This window comes from Paenibacillus aestuarii (genome assembly GCF_027789125.1).
GTDB lineage: Bacteria > Bacillota > Bacilli > Paenibacillales > NBRC-103111 > Paenibacillus_E > Paenibacillus_E aestuarii.
Genome location: NZ_JAQFVF010000030.1, coordinates 17,698 through 34,597, shown reverse-complemented (window position 1 = coordinate 34,597; position 16,900 = coordinate 17,698). Strand labels below are relative to the sequence as shown.

Genomic DNA, 16,900 nt, shown 5'->3' with positions numbered 1-16,900 from the left:
ACGACTTCCCTTGTCAATCGTCAATAACTCCCATTTTTTTATTCCATTTTTTTGAAAATTATAGAAGAATTAACCCTGACAACAAGGACTGTGTAATGACCGACCTAAAAGCTCTTCCCCCTCCGAACCTTGTTGGTGGAGGTGTACTGAATTATGAACAAACGTTTAAGAATCTCGCTTTTTTCGATTCTAGCTATCATCCTGATCTTTGGCGGTTGGACCGCATTTGCTGCAACTTCTTCAGATGCGGCGACCTCTGCATCCGTTGTGGGCACGTTCCAATCCACTTCATCTGACCAAACCCAAGTATCCATATCAACGACTAGTGGGACGCAAACGATTTCATTAGCGAAATCCGTCTGGGTGTACCGGAACGACCAGAAAGCACAGCTGTCCGATCTGAAACCTGGGGATCAGATCGAACTGATCATGAACAGCAAGCAGCAAGCCGCCTATGTGAAAGCTTCATCAGCTGAAGCCCCTGCTGCTTCGCCTGCGCCGAGCGCAACGCCTGTGCCGTCGCCGTCAGCGGTTCCGACTGCAACGCCATCTGCGACACCAGCTGCGCAAGCTGCTCCAGCATCGCCGACGCTCGGCACGACCGCTGCCGCCAAAGATGACACCGTCTATCCGGGTCTAGCCGGCATTGACCTGAAAATCGACGGCAAGCATTTCAAATTGCAAATCAAACAAGTGCCTGGCAACGGCCGCACGCTTTATGATTTATCAATCAAGCCTGAAGGCTCTGGCACCGTGCATCTCAAAGGCGACGAAGCCGCGATGTGGATCAAGCAGCTGCTGGCTGGCGTCGACTTGAAGTCCGCCAATGCACAGCAAGCGCTGCTTCAGGAGCTCGCCGAGCATTACACGCTGGATACGACCCAATTGAACGTCCAGCTAAAGACCAACTGGAAGCAGTCCGCATCTGACCATAATGATGATGACAAAGATGACAATGGCGACAAAAAGGAGAACTCGCAAAAAGCCGATTCCCCTAAGCCGAATCCAACTAAAGACGAGGCCAAAGAGCGTGCCGCACATGATGATCCACATGAGAAAAAGGATGAGCACGCAAAGAAGCCCGAAAAACCGGAGAATCACAAAAAGAACGACAATGAGAAACGTGGCGGCAATCAGGATGATTAATTGACATTGAGCCGCCGCCTGGCAAATACGCGAAACGCAAAAATATCCTGCAGATCCTGCAGGATATTTTTGCGTTTCTGGCGGCACATTGTCAGCTCTTCTACGAGACCTTAATCCTTCTTCTTCCCTTTGCCGCGCCCGTGCTCGGGAGGCTTTTTCTCGTGTGTCTCTGGCCCGGGAGCCACCTGCTCCACAGCAGGGCGCGACATATCCGCCGATGGCGGATGAAAAGCTACGACTGGCGCCTGAGCCAGCGCCCGCGTCATCATTTCCCTAAACAGGACGGCCGGCACTGCGCCGCCGGACGTCGTCAAGTAATGGTTGCGATCGGTATGATCGTAACCGACCCAGACCGCCGCCGTCAGCTCCGGCGTATAACCGACGAACCAGGCATCCTTGGCGCTGTTCGCGTCAATGCCCTTGAACTCCGCTGTGTCGGGAAGCTGTGTTGTTCCCGACTTGCCTGCGACCGGACGATTCATCGCAGCGTTCTTCCCTGTGCCGCCGGCTACCACTTGCTGCAGCATCGCTGTCATCGTATACGCAGTGTCAGGCTTCATCACCTGCGTCCCTTTTGGACTGGCTTGGATCAGAATATGTCCGTCTCCTGTCTCAATCTTCATAATCGTGTGGGCGGGATACAGATTGCCTTCATCGGCAAACGCGCCAAACGCTTGCGCCATTTGAAGCGGAGACACGCCTTCCGATAATCCGCCGAGCGCAATGCCGAGCTGGCGGTCGTTCGCCGGAAGCGGAATGCCTAGCGATTTGGCGAACTGCAGCCCCTGATCGATGCCGATCTCATGAAGCAGCCACACAGCAGGCACGTTCCACGACGAAGTGAGCGCCTCCTGCATCGTGACCTGGCCCCGGGACTGATGGTCCCAGTCCTCAGGCTGATAGCCGTCGATATTCAATGGGCCGTCGTATAAGGAAGAATTAGGCGCATAGCCCTTCTCGAGCGCCGGCCCATACACCACAATCGGCTTAAAGGTCGAGCCCGGCTGCCTGCGCAGCTGGGTCGCATGACTGAAGCCGCGAAAAACACTATCGCCCCGCCCCCCGGCCAGCGCGCGAATACCGCCAGTACGCGGGTCCAAAATCACGGCCCCGCTCTGCACGAGCTGATCCGGCTTCCCTGCCGGGAAATAGCTGTCATCATTATAGACGTCGAGCACGGCTTGCTGCACAGTGGGGTCCAGTTCCGTCGTTATTTTTAAACCCCCTGTTAACAGCTGCTCTTCAGTAAATCCGTACTTCTCCACAGCCTCGTTAATCACAGCATCCACATAGGCAGGGAACCGGCCTTTCAAATCATTGCCCTTGCCGCCTTTGACAACGCCCAGATTGGCAGATTTGGCCTTCTCATATTCCTGCGGCGTAATCTTGCCTTCATCTCGCATCAGCTGCAAGACCGTATTCCTCCGCTCCAGCGCCTGTGCCTCATCCTGAAAGGGGGAATACCGGCTGGGCGCTTTAGGCAAAGCAGCCAGCACGGCGGCTTCCGACAGGCTTAGGTCGTGCACATTTTTGCTAAAATAGGTTTTCGCCGCCCCCTGCACGCCCCAGCTTCCTTCGCCGAAATAAATACTGTTCAAATACATCTCCAAAATTTCGTCCTTGCTGTAGGTCATATCAATCTTGACCGCGTAGGCCGCTTCTCGCAGCTTACGTCCCAGCGTTTTGTCCGCGTTTAGAAACAAGTTTCGCGCTAGCTGTTGGGTGATGGTGCTGGCCCCTTCTGAATATCCGCCTCTCACCACGTCTCGGACAACCGCACGAACAATCGATTTCAAATCGATGCCCGAGTGCTCGTAAAATCTTCGGTCCTCCACCGCCACGACTGCATCGGTCAATGCTTTTGGCATTTGCGAAAGACTCACAAATTCAATCTTTGAAGATGATAGCTGCGATGCCGGTTTCCCGTTTCTGTCGAGTACAAGTGTCGATTCCGGAAGCGGCTGGTTCAGCTTGGAGACGTCCAAACCGCGAATGTACATATAAGATGCCGCGCTTATGATCACAGTGACGACCAGCACAGCGATTACCGTAATTTTTACAATAGACTTCCACTTCGATTTCCAAAAAGAATGCTTCATTTGCACGTTCCTCCCCTTATCCATATAGGTATTCGTAACAAGGGGATCGAAAGTGACCTATTTATGCAAAAAACGCCTATTCCAGTTGATGGAATAGGCGCTTCAGGTTCAGTGACGGGGCTGCGATCGCTGCGGCGGCGCCTCTAAAGCGGGTTTTACGCTTAAGACGGGCCTACCGCCAGCTGAGACAATAGCCCGCTTCCTTATTTCAGCCTCATACTTTTCAGCAACGTGTCAAAAGGGACCTTTTCCTCATCACCGCGATGAATATGCTCGACCAGCTTATCCAATCTAGCGATTTGGTGCCCGTAATCGTACAGCGCCGCCGCGACAATCGATAAGCGCAGCATCCCTGAAGGCCGCTCTTGGTAGCTTCCGATGAGGTTGGACATGAAGCGTTCATTCTCCTCTTCGATTCCCATTCCCTCCGAGCAATCCGCCTTCAGCTTGTCATCGAACTTAAGTAGCACATGCTCATGAAACTTAATAAGGCGCTCTACATGATCATCAAAAAAATGATTAATTTCCGGCGTTCGCGCCGCCTGGAAGTAGTGTTCCTCCACCGCTTCCAGCACTTCAAGCCCTTTGTGCATGGCCAGCAGCTTTTGCTTATAGATCACGAGGTGCCGGATGCTGGTAAAGCTGGAACGCTTCAGCTTCTTTACTTCCTCTTCCATCAGCTTAAACTTATCAGCCAAGGCGCGCAGCGCGCCCTCTAAAGCGACTTTTTCATCGCGAAACACCGTTTCTTTCATTTCATTGGAGATCACTGTGCGCAGAAGCAGCGACATCTTGCTGAACGCCGTCTGAATTTGCGCGGCAAATTGCTCCTTAGGCTTCGGCGGGAAAAAGAGCACATTGATTAAAAACGCGCAGCCAATCCCAATCAAGCTCAATAAAAAGCGGTTAACCGCAAATTTCCAATCTGCCGAGGCTTCCATAACAGCTACAACAGTAACCAGTGTAAGTCCAATCGTTTCTTCCATACGCATGCGTAAACAGAGAAGGATAACAAGTATACATACAATGCCGACGGCTATAACATTATTCGAGAAAAACGTACCGGCAAGCAGCGCCAGCACCGCGCCCAACACATTCGTTTGCAACTGCTCGAGAAAATATCGCCAAGACCGGTAAATCGAAGGCTGCACGGCAAAAATCGCTGCCACAGCCGCAATAACGGGAGGTGAGAAATCCAGCCACATACTGATATACAAGGCTAAAGTCACCGCAATGCCCGTCTTCCAAACGCGAGCACCAAAAACCACAAAGTTCCTCCTCTTCCTTTTAACCCATACCTAAGTCTTATCTTACACAGGTGCGCGATCTTATGCAAAAGAATCGCCCAAACAAAAAGCCTGCCAGAGCGCCGAAACGGCTCAAGCAGGCTATGGATTGCTTTACGATTAAGATGCGCAGCACTTCTTATACTTTTTGCCGCTGCCGCAAGTGCACGGGTCATTCCGTCCGACCTTGACCTTCGCGGCCTCGGTCTGAACAACAGGCACAGCTGCGCGCTGCATGGTGACCGCAGTCGGCTGGGCAGCCGGAGACAGCTCGTTCGGCGTGTAGCCTTTGAGCAGCCATTGGCGCGTATTGTTATGAAGCGTACCGAGGGCGCCCATAAAACCGCGCATTAATTCCGCATCGTCGAGTTCCAGCTGCTCCTGCAGCATCTGCAAAACTTGACTAGTCGATCTGCCGAGTCTTAGCGCTTCCACGCATTCTTGCACGATGCGATCGGCTTCTTCCCAAGTAATCGTATAGTTTTTCCGGATAAACTCAATAAAGGCTTTATGGCTTGCATGGCGGTCAACGAACCCTGGCTCGCCGGCTTCCTGCAGCTGCTTGGCCGTGAACGGATACAACATCAAATCCAAGTTTGTCAGCGGATTCAAGAGCCTGTTATCGAGGTACAAGCTGCTGTAGAGGCCGTTAGCCTCGGACTTCATATCCGTGTAGAACGCAAGCGCTTCTCCCAGTACGACCATGAAGTTGCTATTTTTGCCGCTAGGGACCGCATACTTCTTCAGCAGAGTCTCAAACTCGCTGTGGCTCAGTTTACCATAATAAAGCAGCATGCCGCGCACCAGCTTGATCCATTCCGCATTCCTTTTAAACGTTTCCCGATAGTCAGTAAAGTCCAAATTGTGGAATGCATTCAACACTTCAGCCGGGATGTAATGCGCCGTATCCCCCTGATAGGTGCCAGAGAACAGCAAACCTCTGTTTGTAAAATAGGCAAACTGATCCGGACGAAGCAGCGTATGCGTAAAGCCGCCTTGGCCGGCAATTTGTTTCAGGATCTGGTAGCGCGTTTCGTCCATTTTATGAAAAAGCTCGGGCAGCGCCTGAGGAATATGCTGCGCCAGCGTCTGGGCAAGTTCCTGTTTTTTCAAATTGCTTACGCCTTTAATGCCTAGGTTCGTGCGAAGTACCGTTAACTCGCCTTTCGTTAATGGGGCTAGAATTTCAGCGAGTGCAAACGAAGCATCCAGCTCCAGCTTTTGCTGGTCCACCTCTTTAGCTTCCTGCTGGTCTGTTGCGCTTTGGTGCTTGTTCATTTCCTTCATCCTTTCCAAAAAGAAAAACGTGTCCATGTAAAAATAACTCATACATTGTACAATGTATTGGCCGTTTCCGATAGGTCTTTCCACAAGTTTCCATAAAAAGTTCGCATTTTTGGTTCTTTTGGACCACAAAAAAAACACCTCCCTCTACCACGAGGAAGGTGCTTGAACCCAACCGGCTACATCGGCCGCATCGCCACACCGGCTAAAAAGCTAAGCATAAACTGCACCACCAGACGCGAGGTGACGTTGCGCACATCGACCGTCGGATCGATGCAGACGAAGTCCAGCCCTTGCACCTGCGGCAAAGCGCCGAGCCGGTAGAGCGCGTCCAGCGCGTCCCACGGATGCATGCCGCCCGTACCAATGGCCGGGCAGCCTGGCGCATAGGCTTGGTCGATCACGTCTACGTCAAAGCTGACGTAGAGTACATCCGTGCCATCGCTAGCAAGCTGCAGCGCCTGATCCAGCACGGCATCGATGCCCATGCGCCTCACATCGCGAGATGTATAGACATGTACGCCCTTGCTCTTGACGTAGTCATGGTACGGCTTCGCATTCATGAACCCACGAATGCCAATCTGCACAATGTGGCGGCCTTCCACAACGCCGGATTCCAAAATACCGCGAAACGGCGTCCCGTTCGTCGCTCCGCCGTCTTCGAAGTTGCGCACGTCATGATGAGCGTCGAAATGCAGGATGCCCACCTTTTTGCCCGGATGCCGGTCCGCGAATGCTTTCAGCGACGGGCAGCTCGTCGAATGATCCCCGCCGAAGATAATCGGGATCATGTGGGGCTGCAAGCGGTACAATGCGCGCAAACTGTCTTCAATCCGGCGGTGGCATTCCGCGATATCCGTCACATGCATTTGAATGTCGCCAAGATCGCGGACGGCCATATGCTGCAAATCGACACCATACTCCATCGAGTAGGTGGTGAAAGATTTGAATGCGGCGCGGACGGCCGCAGGGGTTGTCGACGCGCCCGAGAGCGAAATCGAGGGCTTCGAGAGCGGTACGCCGATTATGCCGGCGACGAGCTCCTCTTTGCCATCCCACTGCCGCAGCCAGTGAGCGACTTTGGTTTCAAGATGATCGCGAAAGGCAGCCTGATCAGGCGATTTTAAATATGGAATGTCAGGATTGTTCATACGCCTGCCCCAACCTCCTTGCGGTCCCATACAGCAACATGGCCGTTCTTGATCACACCATACGTATGATTCACCCCAAAATGATACGGCAGATAGGCCAGATTCGGCGCATTAAAAACCGTGAGATCCGCGCGCTTGCCGATTTCAATGGAGCCGATATCCGCCCCGCGGTCCAGTGCGTTCGCAGCGTTAAGCGTACAGGCGGTCAAAATTTCCTCCGGCGTCATTTTTAAGTTCAGCGAAGCCAGCATGATGATCAGCTGTATGGATTCTGTCGGGCATGAGCCTGGGTTGTAGTCCGTCGAGAGGGCGACAGGCAGCGCGTACTTGTCAATCATGTCACGCGCGCGGGCGTGCCGGCTCAGCCCGAGATTGAATGACGTTCCTGGCAGCAGCACCGGAACAACGCCGCGCGCTGCCAAGGCCGCAAGGCCATCATCCGTGGCAGCGAGCAGATGCTCGGCTGAAATCGCGCCCACTTCAGCGGATAACTCTGCGCCTCCAAGCGGCACAATTTCGTCCGCGTGGATTTTGGGGCGCAAGCCGCAGCGTTTCCCTGCCAGCAGGATTTCGCGTGACTGCTCGATGGAGAAGACACCTTGCTCACAGAACACATCGCAAAACTCCGCAAGGCCTTCCTGCGCAACCCGAGGCAGCATCTCCGTTACGATCAGCTCGACAAACGCGTCGCTGCGGCCTTTGAATTCCGGCGGCACCGCGTGGGCGCCCATAAATGTCGAGACGATGTCGATCGGGTGCGTCTCGTTCAGGCGCTTCGCTACACGCAATTGTTTCAGCTCATCTTCTAGTGCAAGACCGTAACCACTCTTAGCCTCCACGGTAGTCACGCCATTCAACAGCATCTCGCTCAGGCTGCGCCGCGCCTTCTCGTAAAGCGCCTCCTCGCTGGCGGCTCTCGTTCTCTTCACGGTGCTAAGAATCCCGCCTCCCTGCGCGAGAATGTCCAAGTACGGCACGCCGGCGCGCTTAAGCGCCAGCTCGTGCTCGCGCGATCCGCCATGCACCAGATGGGTGTGCGGATCGACAAGCCCAGGCGTGACCATGCGGCCGCCAACATCCAGCGATTGCACGATGTCGGCTCCCGCCAAGGCACCCCGCACGTCCTGCTCCGCGCCGAACAGCGCAATGCGCCCATCGCGGATGGCGACCGCCGCGTCCACGATTTCGCGCACTTCCTTCATCTCCGCCCCGAAACGCGGTGAATTCCCCGGCGGGGTGACCATGCGACCAATGCCGGTAATGAGCATATCGAATTTACCCATATTTTCCATTTCCAAGACCCCCACTATCCCTGTTCACGCATCGGAATGCGGATGCCGTGCTTTTCGGCCGTTTCGACCGCTTCCTCGTAACCTGCGTCCACATGGCGGATCACGCCCATGCCCGGATCCGACGTCAGGACGCTGCGCAGCCGCTCATCCGCCGCATCCGTCCCGTCGGCAACCACGACCATGCCTGCGTGCAGCGAGTAGCCCATGCCGACCCCGCCGCCATGATGAATGGAAACCCAGGATGCACCTGCGGATGTATTGATCAGCGCATTGAGAATCGCCCAGTCGCCGACTGCATCAGAGCCGTCTTTCATCGCTTCCGTCTCGCGGTTTGGCGAAGCCACGGAGCCGCAGTCCAAATGGTCGCGCCCAATGACGATCGGGGCTTTCAGCTCTCCCTTGCGGACCATCTCATTGAGCGCAAGGCCGAACTTCTCGCGCTCGCCGTAGCCGAGCCAGCATATTCGCGCCGGCAAGCCCTGGAACGCGACACGCTCACCGGCCATCGTGATCCAGCGGCGCAGATGTTCATTGTCCGGGAACAGCTTCAGCACCAGCTCGTCGGTTTTGCGAATGTCTTCCGGGTCGCCGGAGAGCGCTGCCCAACGGAACGGGCCTTTGCCTTCGCAGAACAATGGACGAATATAAGCCGGCACGAAACCCGGGAAGTCGAAGGCGTTCGCGACGCCTTGATCGAAAGCGACTTGACGAATGTTGTTGCCGTAGTCGAATACGACTGCACCCATTTGCTTCAAGTCCAGCATCGCCTGCACATGAACGGCCATGCTTTGCTTAGCAAGCGCGACATAGCGGTCCGGGTCTTCGGCGCGAAGCTTCGCCCCCTCAGCCAGGGAATAACCTGCCGGAATATAGCCGATCAGCGGGTCGTGCGCCGAAGTTTGGTCCGTAACAAAATCCGGCTTGATTCTGCGCCGCACAAACTCCGGATAAACTTCCGCCGCATTGCCAAGGAGCCCAATCGAAAGCGCTCTCTTGTCCGCGATCGCCTGATTCGCCAGCGCCAACGCCTCATCCAGGGTTTCGGCGAGCACATCGCAATAGCGCGTCTGAATGCGCCGCTCAATGCGCGAACGGTCGACCTCAACGGCAATGACGACACCCTCGTTCATGGTGACCGCAAGCGGTTGCGCGCCCCCCATTCCGCCAAGTCCTGCGGTTAGCGTCAGCGTGCCTTGTAGCGTTCCGCCGGCATGCTGGCGCGCCGCTTCGGCGAACGTTTCATACGTACCCTGCAGAATGCCTTGGGTGCCAATATAGATCCAGCTGCCCGCGGTCATTTGGCCGTACATCATCAGCCCTTTTTGCTCCAGCTCGCGAAAATGCTCCCAATTCGCCCATTTCGGCACGAGAACGGAGTTGGACAGCAGGACGCGCGGGGCGCGCTCATGCGTTCGGAACACGCCGACCGGCTTGCCGGATTGAATCAGCAGCGTTTCATCGCTGGCCAGGCGCTGCAATTCGCGGACGATGGCATCGAAGGCCGGCCAATTGCGGGCCGCCTTCCCGATGCCGCCGTAGACGACAAGATCCTCCGGGCGCTCTGCGACTTCAGGGTCCAGATTATTCATCAGCATACGCAATGCCGCCTCCTGAACCCAGCCTTTACTGGACAGTTCAGTGCCTCGTGCGGCGCGAATCACTCTTTTGGAATCCGATGCATGGTTCGTGGTCATAATTGATTTCCCCCTCAATGAAGTGTATGAGTCCGGTTAAAATAATTCACCTACGACTTGCTCCACCGCTTGCAGCCATTCGCCTTCCATTAATGCAACCGCCACCTGTTCAATCTCATGGGATGTGGAGCGGTCTTCGAGCACTGGCGGCACGAGCGCGCGCAGCTTATCGTACAGCGCCCGGGTCGCCGGTGCGAGTCCGTCAGCTCCGATGAAGTTGGCGGCTTCAGCGGCGCAGATCAGCTCGATTGCCAGCACTTTGGACACATTGTCAATGACCTGCGCCGCATGACGCGCCGCCGTGGTGCCCATGGACACATGGTCCTCCTGATTCGCCGATGACGGAATGGAGTCGACACTGGCCGGATGGGCCAGCACTTTGTTCTCCGATACGAGCGAAGCGCTGACGTATTGCGTGATCATCATGCCGGAACCGACGCCAGGGTTGTGGCTGAGAAAAGCCGGCAGACCGCCGGACAGCGCCGGGTTCACCAGCCGCTCGGTGCGGCGTTCAGAGATATTGGCAAGCTCGCTCATGCCGATTTTGAGAAAATCCATGGCAAAAGCGATCGGCTGCCCATGGAAGTTGCCGCCGGAGATGACCAGCCCCTGATCGACGAACAAGAGCGGGTTATCGGTCGCTGCATTGATCTCGACGGCGATTTTGTCCTCCGCGTAGGCGAGAACCTGGCGCGTCGCGCCGTGCACTTGCGGCAAGCAGCGCAGCGAGTACGCGTCCTGCACGCGAAGCTCGCCTTGACGCGTCGTCAGCTTGCTGCCGGCCAGCAGGGTGCGCAGGTTGCGGGCGACGCCGATCTGCTCCGGATACGGGCGCACCAGCTGCACTTCCTCGGCAAAAGCCTCCGGGATGCCGCGCAGGCACTCTACCGTCAGCGCTGCGATCACATCCGCGACTTTGGCCAGGTTCTGCGCTTTCACTAACGCCAACGTGCCGATGGATGTCATAATCTGCGTGCCGTTGATTAAGGCCAGCCCCTCCTTCGCCTGCAGAGTAATCGGCTTCAGCCCTGCCTGGGCCAGCGCCTCTGCGCCCGCAAGACGCCGCCCGCGATAGAAGGCTTCGCCTTCACCCATCAGCACGAGCGCCAGATGGGATAGCGGCGCCAAGTCGCCGCTTGCGCCAAGCGAGCCCTGCTCGGGCACGACCGGGTGCACGCCACGGTTAATGCAGTCGATGAGCAGCTGCAGCGTTTCCAGGCGGATGCCGGAATGCCCTTTCGCCAGCGCGTTGGCCCGTAGCAGCATCAACGCGCGCACCGTCGGCTCCGGCAGCGGCTTGCCAACCGCGCAGGCGTGGCTGCGGATCAAGTTCAGCTGCAGCTGCACGGCGTCCTCCGGTGAAATGTGCACGTCGCTAAATTTGCCGAACCCGGTCGTGACGCCGTAGACGACTTTACCCGCAGCGACAAGGTCCTCCACCATGCTGCGGCAGGCGTTCACGCGCTGCAGGGCTTCGTTCTGCAGCACCACCGGCGCCCGGTTGTAAACGACCTCCGCAACGTGCTCCGGGGTTAACTGCGCGCCATCGAGCAGAATGGAATTCACCACTTCACCTCCTGCTTGCTGTAGTTCCTGTTCATTCCTTTGTTTGTATACCATTGCCATAGTCTCATCAGACTCCTTTCTTGCTTTAACAAAAGAAAGAGACCGTACAGAAGTCATCGACTTCCATACGGTCTCTTTTGAAAAAAGAGGGCTTTATGCGATTGTCCGGTATCGTGCTCGTACTCTTGCCGACACATCATCGCGCTCACTCACTTTTGATTATATTGGTGTTCGAAATTCATATTGGTATCCCTCTTATTGTCACATGGTCAATTACCAGCTGTCAAGATGGAAAACCGCCCGGGTTGCCTTTTCATCTGTTCCGTTTCAACCACTGCGCCGCAAAATCAACCGCTTCCTTCATATCCAACAGCTTGCATGCCGCATGGCCTACGTTCCCGGTCCGCACGCTGCACACTTGCTCCAACTGCGTTCCCAATGCTGCGAAATCTTCGGAATCGTAAGCAAAGTCGTCGAACCATTTCCAGACCCGCTCGCCATGATCCAGCATAGCCGTACCCATCCGCTTCACAGGCATTCCTGCCAGCAGCGTTTCGGCGAGATGAAAGCTTGTACACGTACGAAATCCCGTGCCTAACAGAAGCACCTTGGCATTAAGCTCATACAGCTTGCCGAGCGGCGATGACATGCCGAATTGTGGCGTTAAAGGATGGTCTGTGGTAATTTGTTCGGCATCATACCCGTTCGCACAAAACGAAACTTGTGGATGCCGCGATCTCAAAGTACCCGGAAATGTCCGGAATAGCTCGGCGATCCGCCCCATTCCGCGAGTCGGAGTAATCGCCGGGTCGAACGCAGGCAGCTCGCGGTAAATAACTTCTATCCAATCATGAGGTACAGGCGGATTTCCCCATTCAGCCGGATCGCTCCAATCCCCGCTTTGCGCGGGCATGACGAGCGTCCCGTCTTTGCCGACAGCATCCATTAATGCTTGCACAACGGCTTGAGGGCCCCCGCAAACCCATCCCAATCGGGATAGTGAGGCATGCACGAGGAGGCGATCACCTTCGCGAATTCCTAAACTCACTAAATCCTGTACCATGCCTCGTACTGTGATCGGCATACGGGTTGCATTCACAATTTCTTTTTCGCTCATCTGTTTTCTCCGCTCCTTATTGTCCCATGGAAACTATTTCCCATTTTATCAAAACCCGCGCCGAAGGGCACTAAACGCCTACGGACCTCACTTTTCGAGTTAGCTGGAGACCGGAAGATAACGCTACGCCTAGAATGACCAGCGCCGCCCCTATGATTTGGACGGTTGAAATCGCCGCACCCGATAGCGCCGTAATCAGCATCGTGACGACAGGGACTAAATTGAAGAAAACGGAAGTTTTGGCGGCACCAATTTCTTTCATTCCTTCATTCCAAAACAAGTAGCCCAACACAGTCGTGAACACCGCCATGAATACGATCGCTCCCCAAGCGGCTAGTGGTGCTGCCGCTACTTGGTGCTGGTTAGGCGTAACGACCGCAAACAAAATAAGAATAATTGCACCTATGACCATCGTAAAGGATGTCGTTTGCAGTGACGAGCTTTGGCGCAAAAACCTCCGACCCCAAACACCGTAAAGCGCCCAACAAAAATTGCCGAGCAAGATCCCTATATCCCCTATCGAAAAGGCAAGCCGACTCACCATGTACCATGAGCCTTGTGTCAAAACCAATATGACACCTGCTAATGAACAGCCGATGCCCAGCCCCTGGCGCTTCGTCATTGGTGTTTTCAGCACAATGGCCGAAAGAAGGGTCGTGATGAGCGGATTCGTCGCCATAATCAAAGCGCCGTTCACGGGCGAAGTCTCCCTCATCCCCATGAAAAATAAAGCGTTAAAGCCAAAAATGCCAATGAAGCCGAGAACCGCGTACATCCAGCCATTTTGCACCAGCGCTGCCTTGTTATTAGCCTTTTCTTTGCCCAACACGAAGATGATCATGATAACGGCAGCTATGCCGAATCGCCAGGCGGCCGCTGAATAGGGCGTGAAGTAATTCACCGTATATTTGGCCAAGTTAAAGGTCGCTCCCGTAAAAATAGAGAACGACAGCAGCATGAACCATGTCTTGGGTCTCATCTTACCGCTCCTCCCGCTTCTCCAGTATATCCCGGTATATCGCTAGTTTTTCTTTGGTTACCGTGATCACCCGCTCCAATTCTTCACGCTGAGCCTCCATGGCGTGCAAGTGCTTGACTAGGATCTCCATTCGTTTATCGATGGAATTGTGCACATCCTGGCCTGCATCGATTTTTTCCAAGATACACCCGTCCCTCACAAATTCCGTGATGTCCTCCAGCGTCATGCCCGTTTTCTTCAAACTGTTCAAGAATCGCACAAACCGAAGATCCCGCTCCGAAAACTTCCGCATGCCCCCACTATTTCTTTCAGGAGACGGCAGTACGCCGATCTTTTCATAATAGCGAAGTGTGTACGCACTCACGCCGGTTAGTTCCGCCACCTGGCTAATTGAATACATGGCTTCATCCCTCCAACATCGTTATACCCTTATCCTAAGGGTTAGAGTTAACTCTAAGTCAAGAATGTTCAGCAAAAAAATCCCGCAGATTAAACTGTTCTAAAAAATATTACAGGGGCGACCGATAAATAGTAAGCATACATCTTCTTAGAGAGGAGGCCTATTAATGGACATTGCAGCTTTATCCGTATCAATGAATCAGGGCAGTCTTGGAACTCAAGTTGGAATCAGCGTTTTAAAAATGCAGAAAGACCAAGCTGAGCAGCAAGGTCAAGCTCTTACCCAAATGATGGAACGCAGCGTTCAGCCAAATGTGGGCGGGAATTTCGATATCCGAGTTTAAAAGAACAACCGTATGAGTTCATACTCATGCGGTTTTTTTATGGAGAAAACATGCTCGCAGGCGTACAATGGAGATACATGAAACATGCTAGGCGCAACGACTCGGCTGGTCATTATCGCAACGTGAAAGGAGTTTAACAAGGTATATGATCATTGATTTGAATAATGTCACTTGGCGCCGGGAGGGGCTGACGCTGCTGAACAACGTGAATTGGCAGGTCGCGCCCGGCGAACATTGGGCCATTCTTGGCCTGAACGGGTCCGGTAAAACGACACTGCTAAATATGGTCAACGGCTACTACTGGCCGACGGAGGGGGCTGTGAGCGTGCTGGGTCATCGCTTTGGCGATGTCGATCTGCGCGAGCTGCGCAAAGCTATCGGCTGGGTCAGCACCTCCTTGCAGGAGAAGCTGTACCCGACGGATCGGGCGCAGAATATCGTCATCAGCGGCCGGCATGCCACGATCGGGCTGTATGATCATATCTCCGACGAGGATCTGGACCTCGCGCGATCGTTGATGCAAACCATGGGCTGCGTTCATCTGTGGGATCGGGAGTTCCGCACCTGCTCGCAGGGCGAGAAGCAGAAGCTGCTCATTGCGCGAGCTCTCATGGCGAAGCCCCGCATCCTCATCCTGGACGAGCCGTGCACAGGTCTCGATTTGTTCTCACGTGAGCGACTGCTCGCCAGCATCAAGGACTTGGCTGGAAGTCCGGATGCTCCGACGCTCATCTACGTTACCCACCACACCGAGGAAATCCTTCCGGTGTTTACGCATGCGCTGCTCATCCGAGGGGGCGAGATCATGCGCAGCGGACCGACGGAGGATGTGCTCACGACCGGCGGGCTGAGCGCTTTCTTTGAGTCTCCCGTCGTTGTGGAAAAGCACGGAGAACGCGTGTACGTGCGCGTTGCTGATTGAAAAAGAGGGGCTGCGCGCCCCTCTTGACTCTGCCATCCTAGCCAGTGTAGTTGTTGCTGTGTAGATTCCCTCCATTGGAGGCCAGTCGTTCTTCCGTTGTGGCAGAAGCAAAAGAAAAGGCCCTCCTTAACCTAGGAGAGCAAGTTACCGTTACTTCTCGTTATCTTCCGTTCCTAACCAACACAACACAACACTCCACGTGCGCCGTCTGCGGGAACATATCCACCGGCTGCACCGAGTCCAGTCGGAACCCTCCGCCCTCGAGCAGCATCTTGCAATCCTTCGCCAACGTCGATGGATTGCAAGATACATACACCAGCCGCTTCGGTTGCGCCGCAAGGATCGCCGTTAGCAGCGCGCGGTCGCAGCCCGTGCGCGGCGGGTCAACGACGATCACGTCGGGGCGAAAGCCTGCGCGAATCCACTCCGGCAGCAGTGTCTCCGCCTTGCCGACATAGAAGCTGGCGCCGGCTGCACCGTTCTGGCGCGCGTTGCGCCGGGCGTCCTCGATCGCCTCGGGGACGACTTCGATGCCGCGCACTTCCTTCGCATGCGGCGCCAGCCAAAGTGATGGTGCCCGTGCCGCAGTAGGCATCCACAACCAGCTCGCGGCCTGTCAGGGCCGCAGCTTCTTGAACCGCGTCATAGAGCTTCACCGTCTGCTCCGGATTGAGCTGGAAGAACGCCCGCGGTGACAGCGAGAACTGCACATCGCTCAACCGTTCACGCAGCCGCTCCTGTCCCCAGAGCATGACGGTCTTCTCTCCGAAGACGAGAGAGGTTTTGCTTGTATGGATATTTTGCGCGATGGAAGTGACGAGCGGGAGCCGCTGCCGAATACGTGCGACGAGCTCATCCTTGCGCGGCAAATCATCACACGCCGTAATCAGCGTCAACTGCACATTGCCGCTCTCCTGAGCGATACGGGCGACAACCGTCCGCAGTCCCCCTTTGTGCAGCTTCTCTTGATAAATAGGGATGCGCAGCTCGGAGACGATCACCTTGACCTCATCCAACACACGGTTAACACTTTTATCCTGGATCGGACAGCCGCTGATATCGACAAGCTCATGCGAGCCTGGCACATACAGGCCCATTTGAACCCTGCCGTTTTTCAAGCCGACTTGCATCTGCACTTTATTGCGATAGCCCCAAGGGTGATCCATGCCAATGATCGGCTTCAGCGGCAAATTGCGCAAGCCCGTGTAGCGCTCGAACGCTTCTTGCACAAGCCGCTCTTTGGCCCGCAGCTGCGCCGGATAAGTCATATGTTGGAGCTGGCAGCCCCCGCAAGCTTCGTACACCGGGCATGCGGGCTTCTGTCGATCCGACGATTTCTTCTCGATCTGGACAAGCTCCGCCTGCATATAAGAAGGCTCGACCTTGGTAACCCGTGCCTTCACAACCTCGTCCGGCAGCACGCCTTGAATAAATACCGCCTTTCGGCGGTAGTACCCGACACCTTCCCCATTGATGCCAATTTGCTTTACAGTCACAACAACGCGGTCTCCGGTTTTCACATCTTCTGCGGATGCGGCAGAACGCCCCCTTTTCCCTGCAGGATGAGGAACAGGCTCTTGATCCATTTTTAACGAAGCATTCTGCTTAGACACGAATTACA

14 protein-coding genes and 1 pseudogene are annotated in these 16,900 nt (G+C 55.1%); 3 read left to right on the top strand and 12 right to left on the bottom strand.

The window, feature by feature from the left end; translation table 11 throughout:
- The first annotated feature begins 153 nt into the window (after window positions 1-153).
- A complete protein-coding gene (locus tag O9139_RS14480; RefSeq protein ID WP_270880180.1) occupies window positions 154-1,146 on the top strand; it encodes a hypothetical protein in 993 nt (330 codons plus the stop codon).
- A gap of 110 nt (window positions 1,147-1,256) precedes the next feature.
- Here the strand turns inward: O9139_RS14480 and O9139_RS14475 are convergent, their stop codons facing one another.
- From O9139_RS14475 to O9139_RS14430, 10 genes are all read right to left on the bottom strand, one after another.
- A complete protein-coding gene (locus O9139_RS14475; protein ID WP_270880179.1) occupies window positions 1,257-3,245 on the bottom strand; it encodes a transglycosylase domain-containing protein in 1,989 nt (662 codons plus the stop codon).
- A gap of 203 nt (window positions 3,246-3,448) precedes the next feature.
- Window positions 3,449-4,513, bottom strand: a complete 1,065-nt coding sequence (locus O9139_RS14470) for an FUSC family protein (RefSeq protein ID WP_270880178.1) — start codon at window positions 4,511-4,513, stop codon at window positions 3,449-3,451.
- A 138-nt stretch (window positions 4,514-4,651) separates the two neighbouring features.
- Entirely contained in the window at window positions 4,652-5,809 is a 1,158-nt protein-coding gene (locus O9139_RS14465) for a YecA family protein (RefSeq protein ID WP_270880177.1), read from the bottom strand.
- Between the two features lie 185 nt (window positions 5,810-5,994).
- Entirely contained in the window at window positions 5,995-6,966 is a 972-nt protein-coding gene (gene hutG / locus O9139_RS14460; protein WP_270880176.1) for a formimidoylglutamase, read from the bottom strand.
- Entirely contained in the window at window positions 6,963-8,249 is a 1,287-nt protein-coding gene (gene hutI, locus O9139_RS14455) for an imidazolonepropionase (protein ID WP_270880238.1), read from the bottom strand. The genes hutG and hutI overlap by 4 nt, the downstream gene beginning before the upstream one ends.
- Before the next feature lie 23 nt (window positions 8,250-8,272).
- A complete protein-coding gene (gene hutU / locus O9139_RS14450; protein ID WP_270880175.1) occupies window positions 8,273-9,952 on the bottom strand; it encodes a urocanate hydratase in 1,680 nt (559 codons plus the stop codon).
- Between the two features lie 36 nt (window positions 9,953-9,988).
- Window positions 9,989-11,572, bottom strand: coding sequence for a histidine ammonia-lyase (gene hutH / locus O9139_RS14445; protein WP_270880237.1), 1,584 nt, complete (start codon window positions 11,570-11,572; stop codon window positions 9,989-9,991).
- A 259-nt stretch (window positions 11,573-11,831) separates the two neighbouring features.
- Complete coding sequence (locus O9139_RS14440) at window positions 11,832-12,635, bottom strand: aminoglycoside N(3)-acetyltransferase (protein WP_270880174.1); 804 nt, start codon at window positions 12,633-12,635, stop codon at window positions 11,832-11,834.
- 70 nt (window positions 12,636-12,705) lie between these two features.
- Complete coding sequence (locus O9139_RS14435) at window positions 12,706-13,614, bottom strand: DMT family transporter (RefSeq protein WP_270880173.1); 909 nt, start codon at window positions 13,612-13,614, stop codon at window positions 12,706-12,708.
- Window position 13,615: 1 nt separating this feature from the next.
- A complete protein-coding gene (locus O9139_RS14430; RefSeq protein ID WP_270880172.1) occupies window positions 13,616-14,014 on the bottom strand; it encodes a MerR family transcriptional regulator in 399 nt (132 codons plus the stop codon).
- Between the two features lie 166 nt (window positions 14,015-14,180).
- Here O9139_RS14430 and O9139_RS14425 point away from each other — a divergent pair, with 166 nt between their 5' ends.
- A complete protein-coding gene (locus tag O9139_RS14425; RefSeq protein WP_270880171.1) occupies window positions 14,181-14,357 on the top strand; it encodes a YjfB family protein in 177 nt (58 codons plus the stop codon).
- Between the two features lie 145 nt (window positions 14,358-14,502).
- Window positions 14,503-15,279, top strand: a complete 777-nt coding sequence (locus O9139_RS14420; RefSeq protein ID WP_270880170.1) for an ABC transporter ATP-binding protein — start codon at window positions 14,503-14,505, stop codon at window positions 15,277-15,279.
- A 160-nt stretch (window positions 15,280-15,439) separates the two neighbouring features.
- Here O9139_RS14420 and O9139_RS14415 read toward each other — a convergent pair whose 3' ends face one another.
- Together O9139_RS14415 and rlmD are read right to left on the bottom strand one after the other, a co-directional pair.
- Window positions 15,440-15,874 carry a class I SAM-dependent RNA methyltransferase gene (locus O9139_RS14415; protein ID WP_270880169.1) on the bottom strand — a complete coding sequence of 145 codons (435 nt, stop codon included), beginning with the start codon at window positions 15,872-15,874 and terminating at the stop codon, window positions 15,440-15,442.
- 19 nt (window positions 15,875-15,893) lie between these two features.
- Window positions 15,894-16,865, bottom strand: a pseudogene (rlmD, locus tag O9139_RS14410) (23S rRNA (uracil(1939)-C(5))-methyltransferase RlmD); the annotation flags it as partial.
- Between the last annotated feature and the right edge of the window lie 35 nt (window positions 16,866-16,900).

Excerpts from the sequence above, each read along its gene's own strand:
- hutG (WP_270880176.1), bottom strand. The coding sequence starts at position 6,966 with ATGAACAATCCTGACATTCCATATTTAAAATCGCCTGATCAGGCTGCC.
- hutU (WP_270880175.1), bottom strand. The coding sequence starts at position 9,952 with ATGACCACGAACCATGCATCGGATTCCAAAAGAGTGATTCGCGCCGCA.
- O9139_RS14420 (WP_270880170.1), top strand. The coding sequence starts at position 14,503 with ATGATCATTGATTTGAATAATGTCACTTGGCGCCGGGAGGGGCTGACG.
- O9139_RS14425 (WP_270880171.1), top strand. The coding sequence starts at position 14,181 with ATGGACATTGCAGCTTTATCCGTATCAATGAATCAGGGCAGTCTTGGA.
- hutH (WP_270880237.1), bottom strand. The coding sequence starts at position 11,572 with ATGGTATACAAACAAAGGAATGAACAGGAACTACAGCAAGCAGGAGGT.
- O9139_RS14430 (WP_270880172.1), bottom strand. The coding sequence starts at position 14,014 with ATGTATTCAATTAGCCAGGTGGCGGAACTAACCGGCGTGAGTGCGTAC.
- O9139_RS14440 (WP_270880174.1), bottom strand. The coding sequence starts at position 12,635 with ATGAGCGAAAAAGAAATTGTGAATGCAACCCGTATGCCGATCACAGTA.
- O9139_RS14465 (WP_270880177.1), bottom strand. The coding sequence starts at position 5,809 with ATGAACAAGCACCAAAGCGCAACAGACCAGCAGGAAGCTAAAGAGGTG.
- hutI (WP_270880238.1), bottom strand. The coding sequence starts at position 8,249 with ATGGGTAAATTCGATATGCTCATTACCGGCATTGGTCGCATGGTCACC.
- O9139_RS14415 (WP_270880169.1), bottom strand. The coding sequence starts at position 15,874 with ATGCCTACTGCGGCACGGGCACCATCACTTTGGCTGGCGCCGCATGCG.
- O9139_RS14475 (WP_270880179.1), bottom strand. The coding sequence starts at position 3,245 with ATGAAGCATTCTTTTTGGAAATCGAAGTGGAAGTCTATTGTAAAAATT.
- O9139_RS14435 (WP_270880173.1), bottom strand. The coding sequence starts at position 13,614 with ATGAGACCCAAGACATGGTTCATGCTGCTGTCGTTCTCTATTTTTACG.
- O9139_RS14480 (WP_270880180.1), top strand. The coding sequence starts at position 154 with ATGAACAAACGTTTAAGAATCTCGCTTTTTTCGATTCTAGCTATCATC.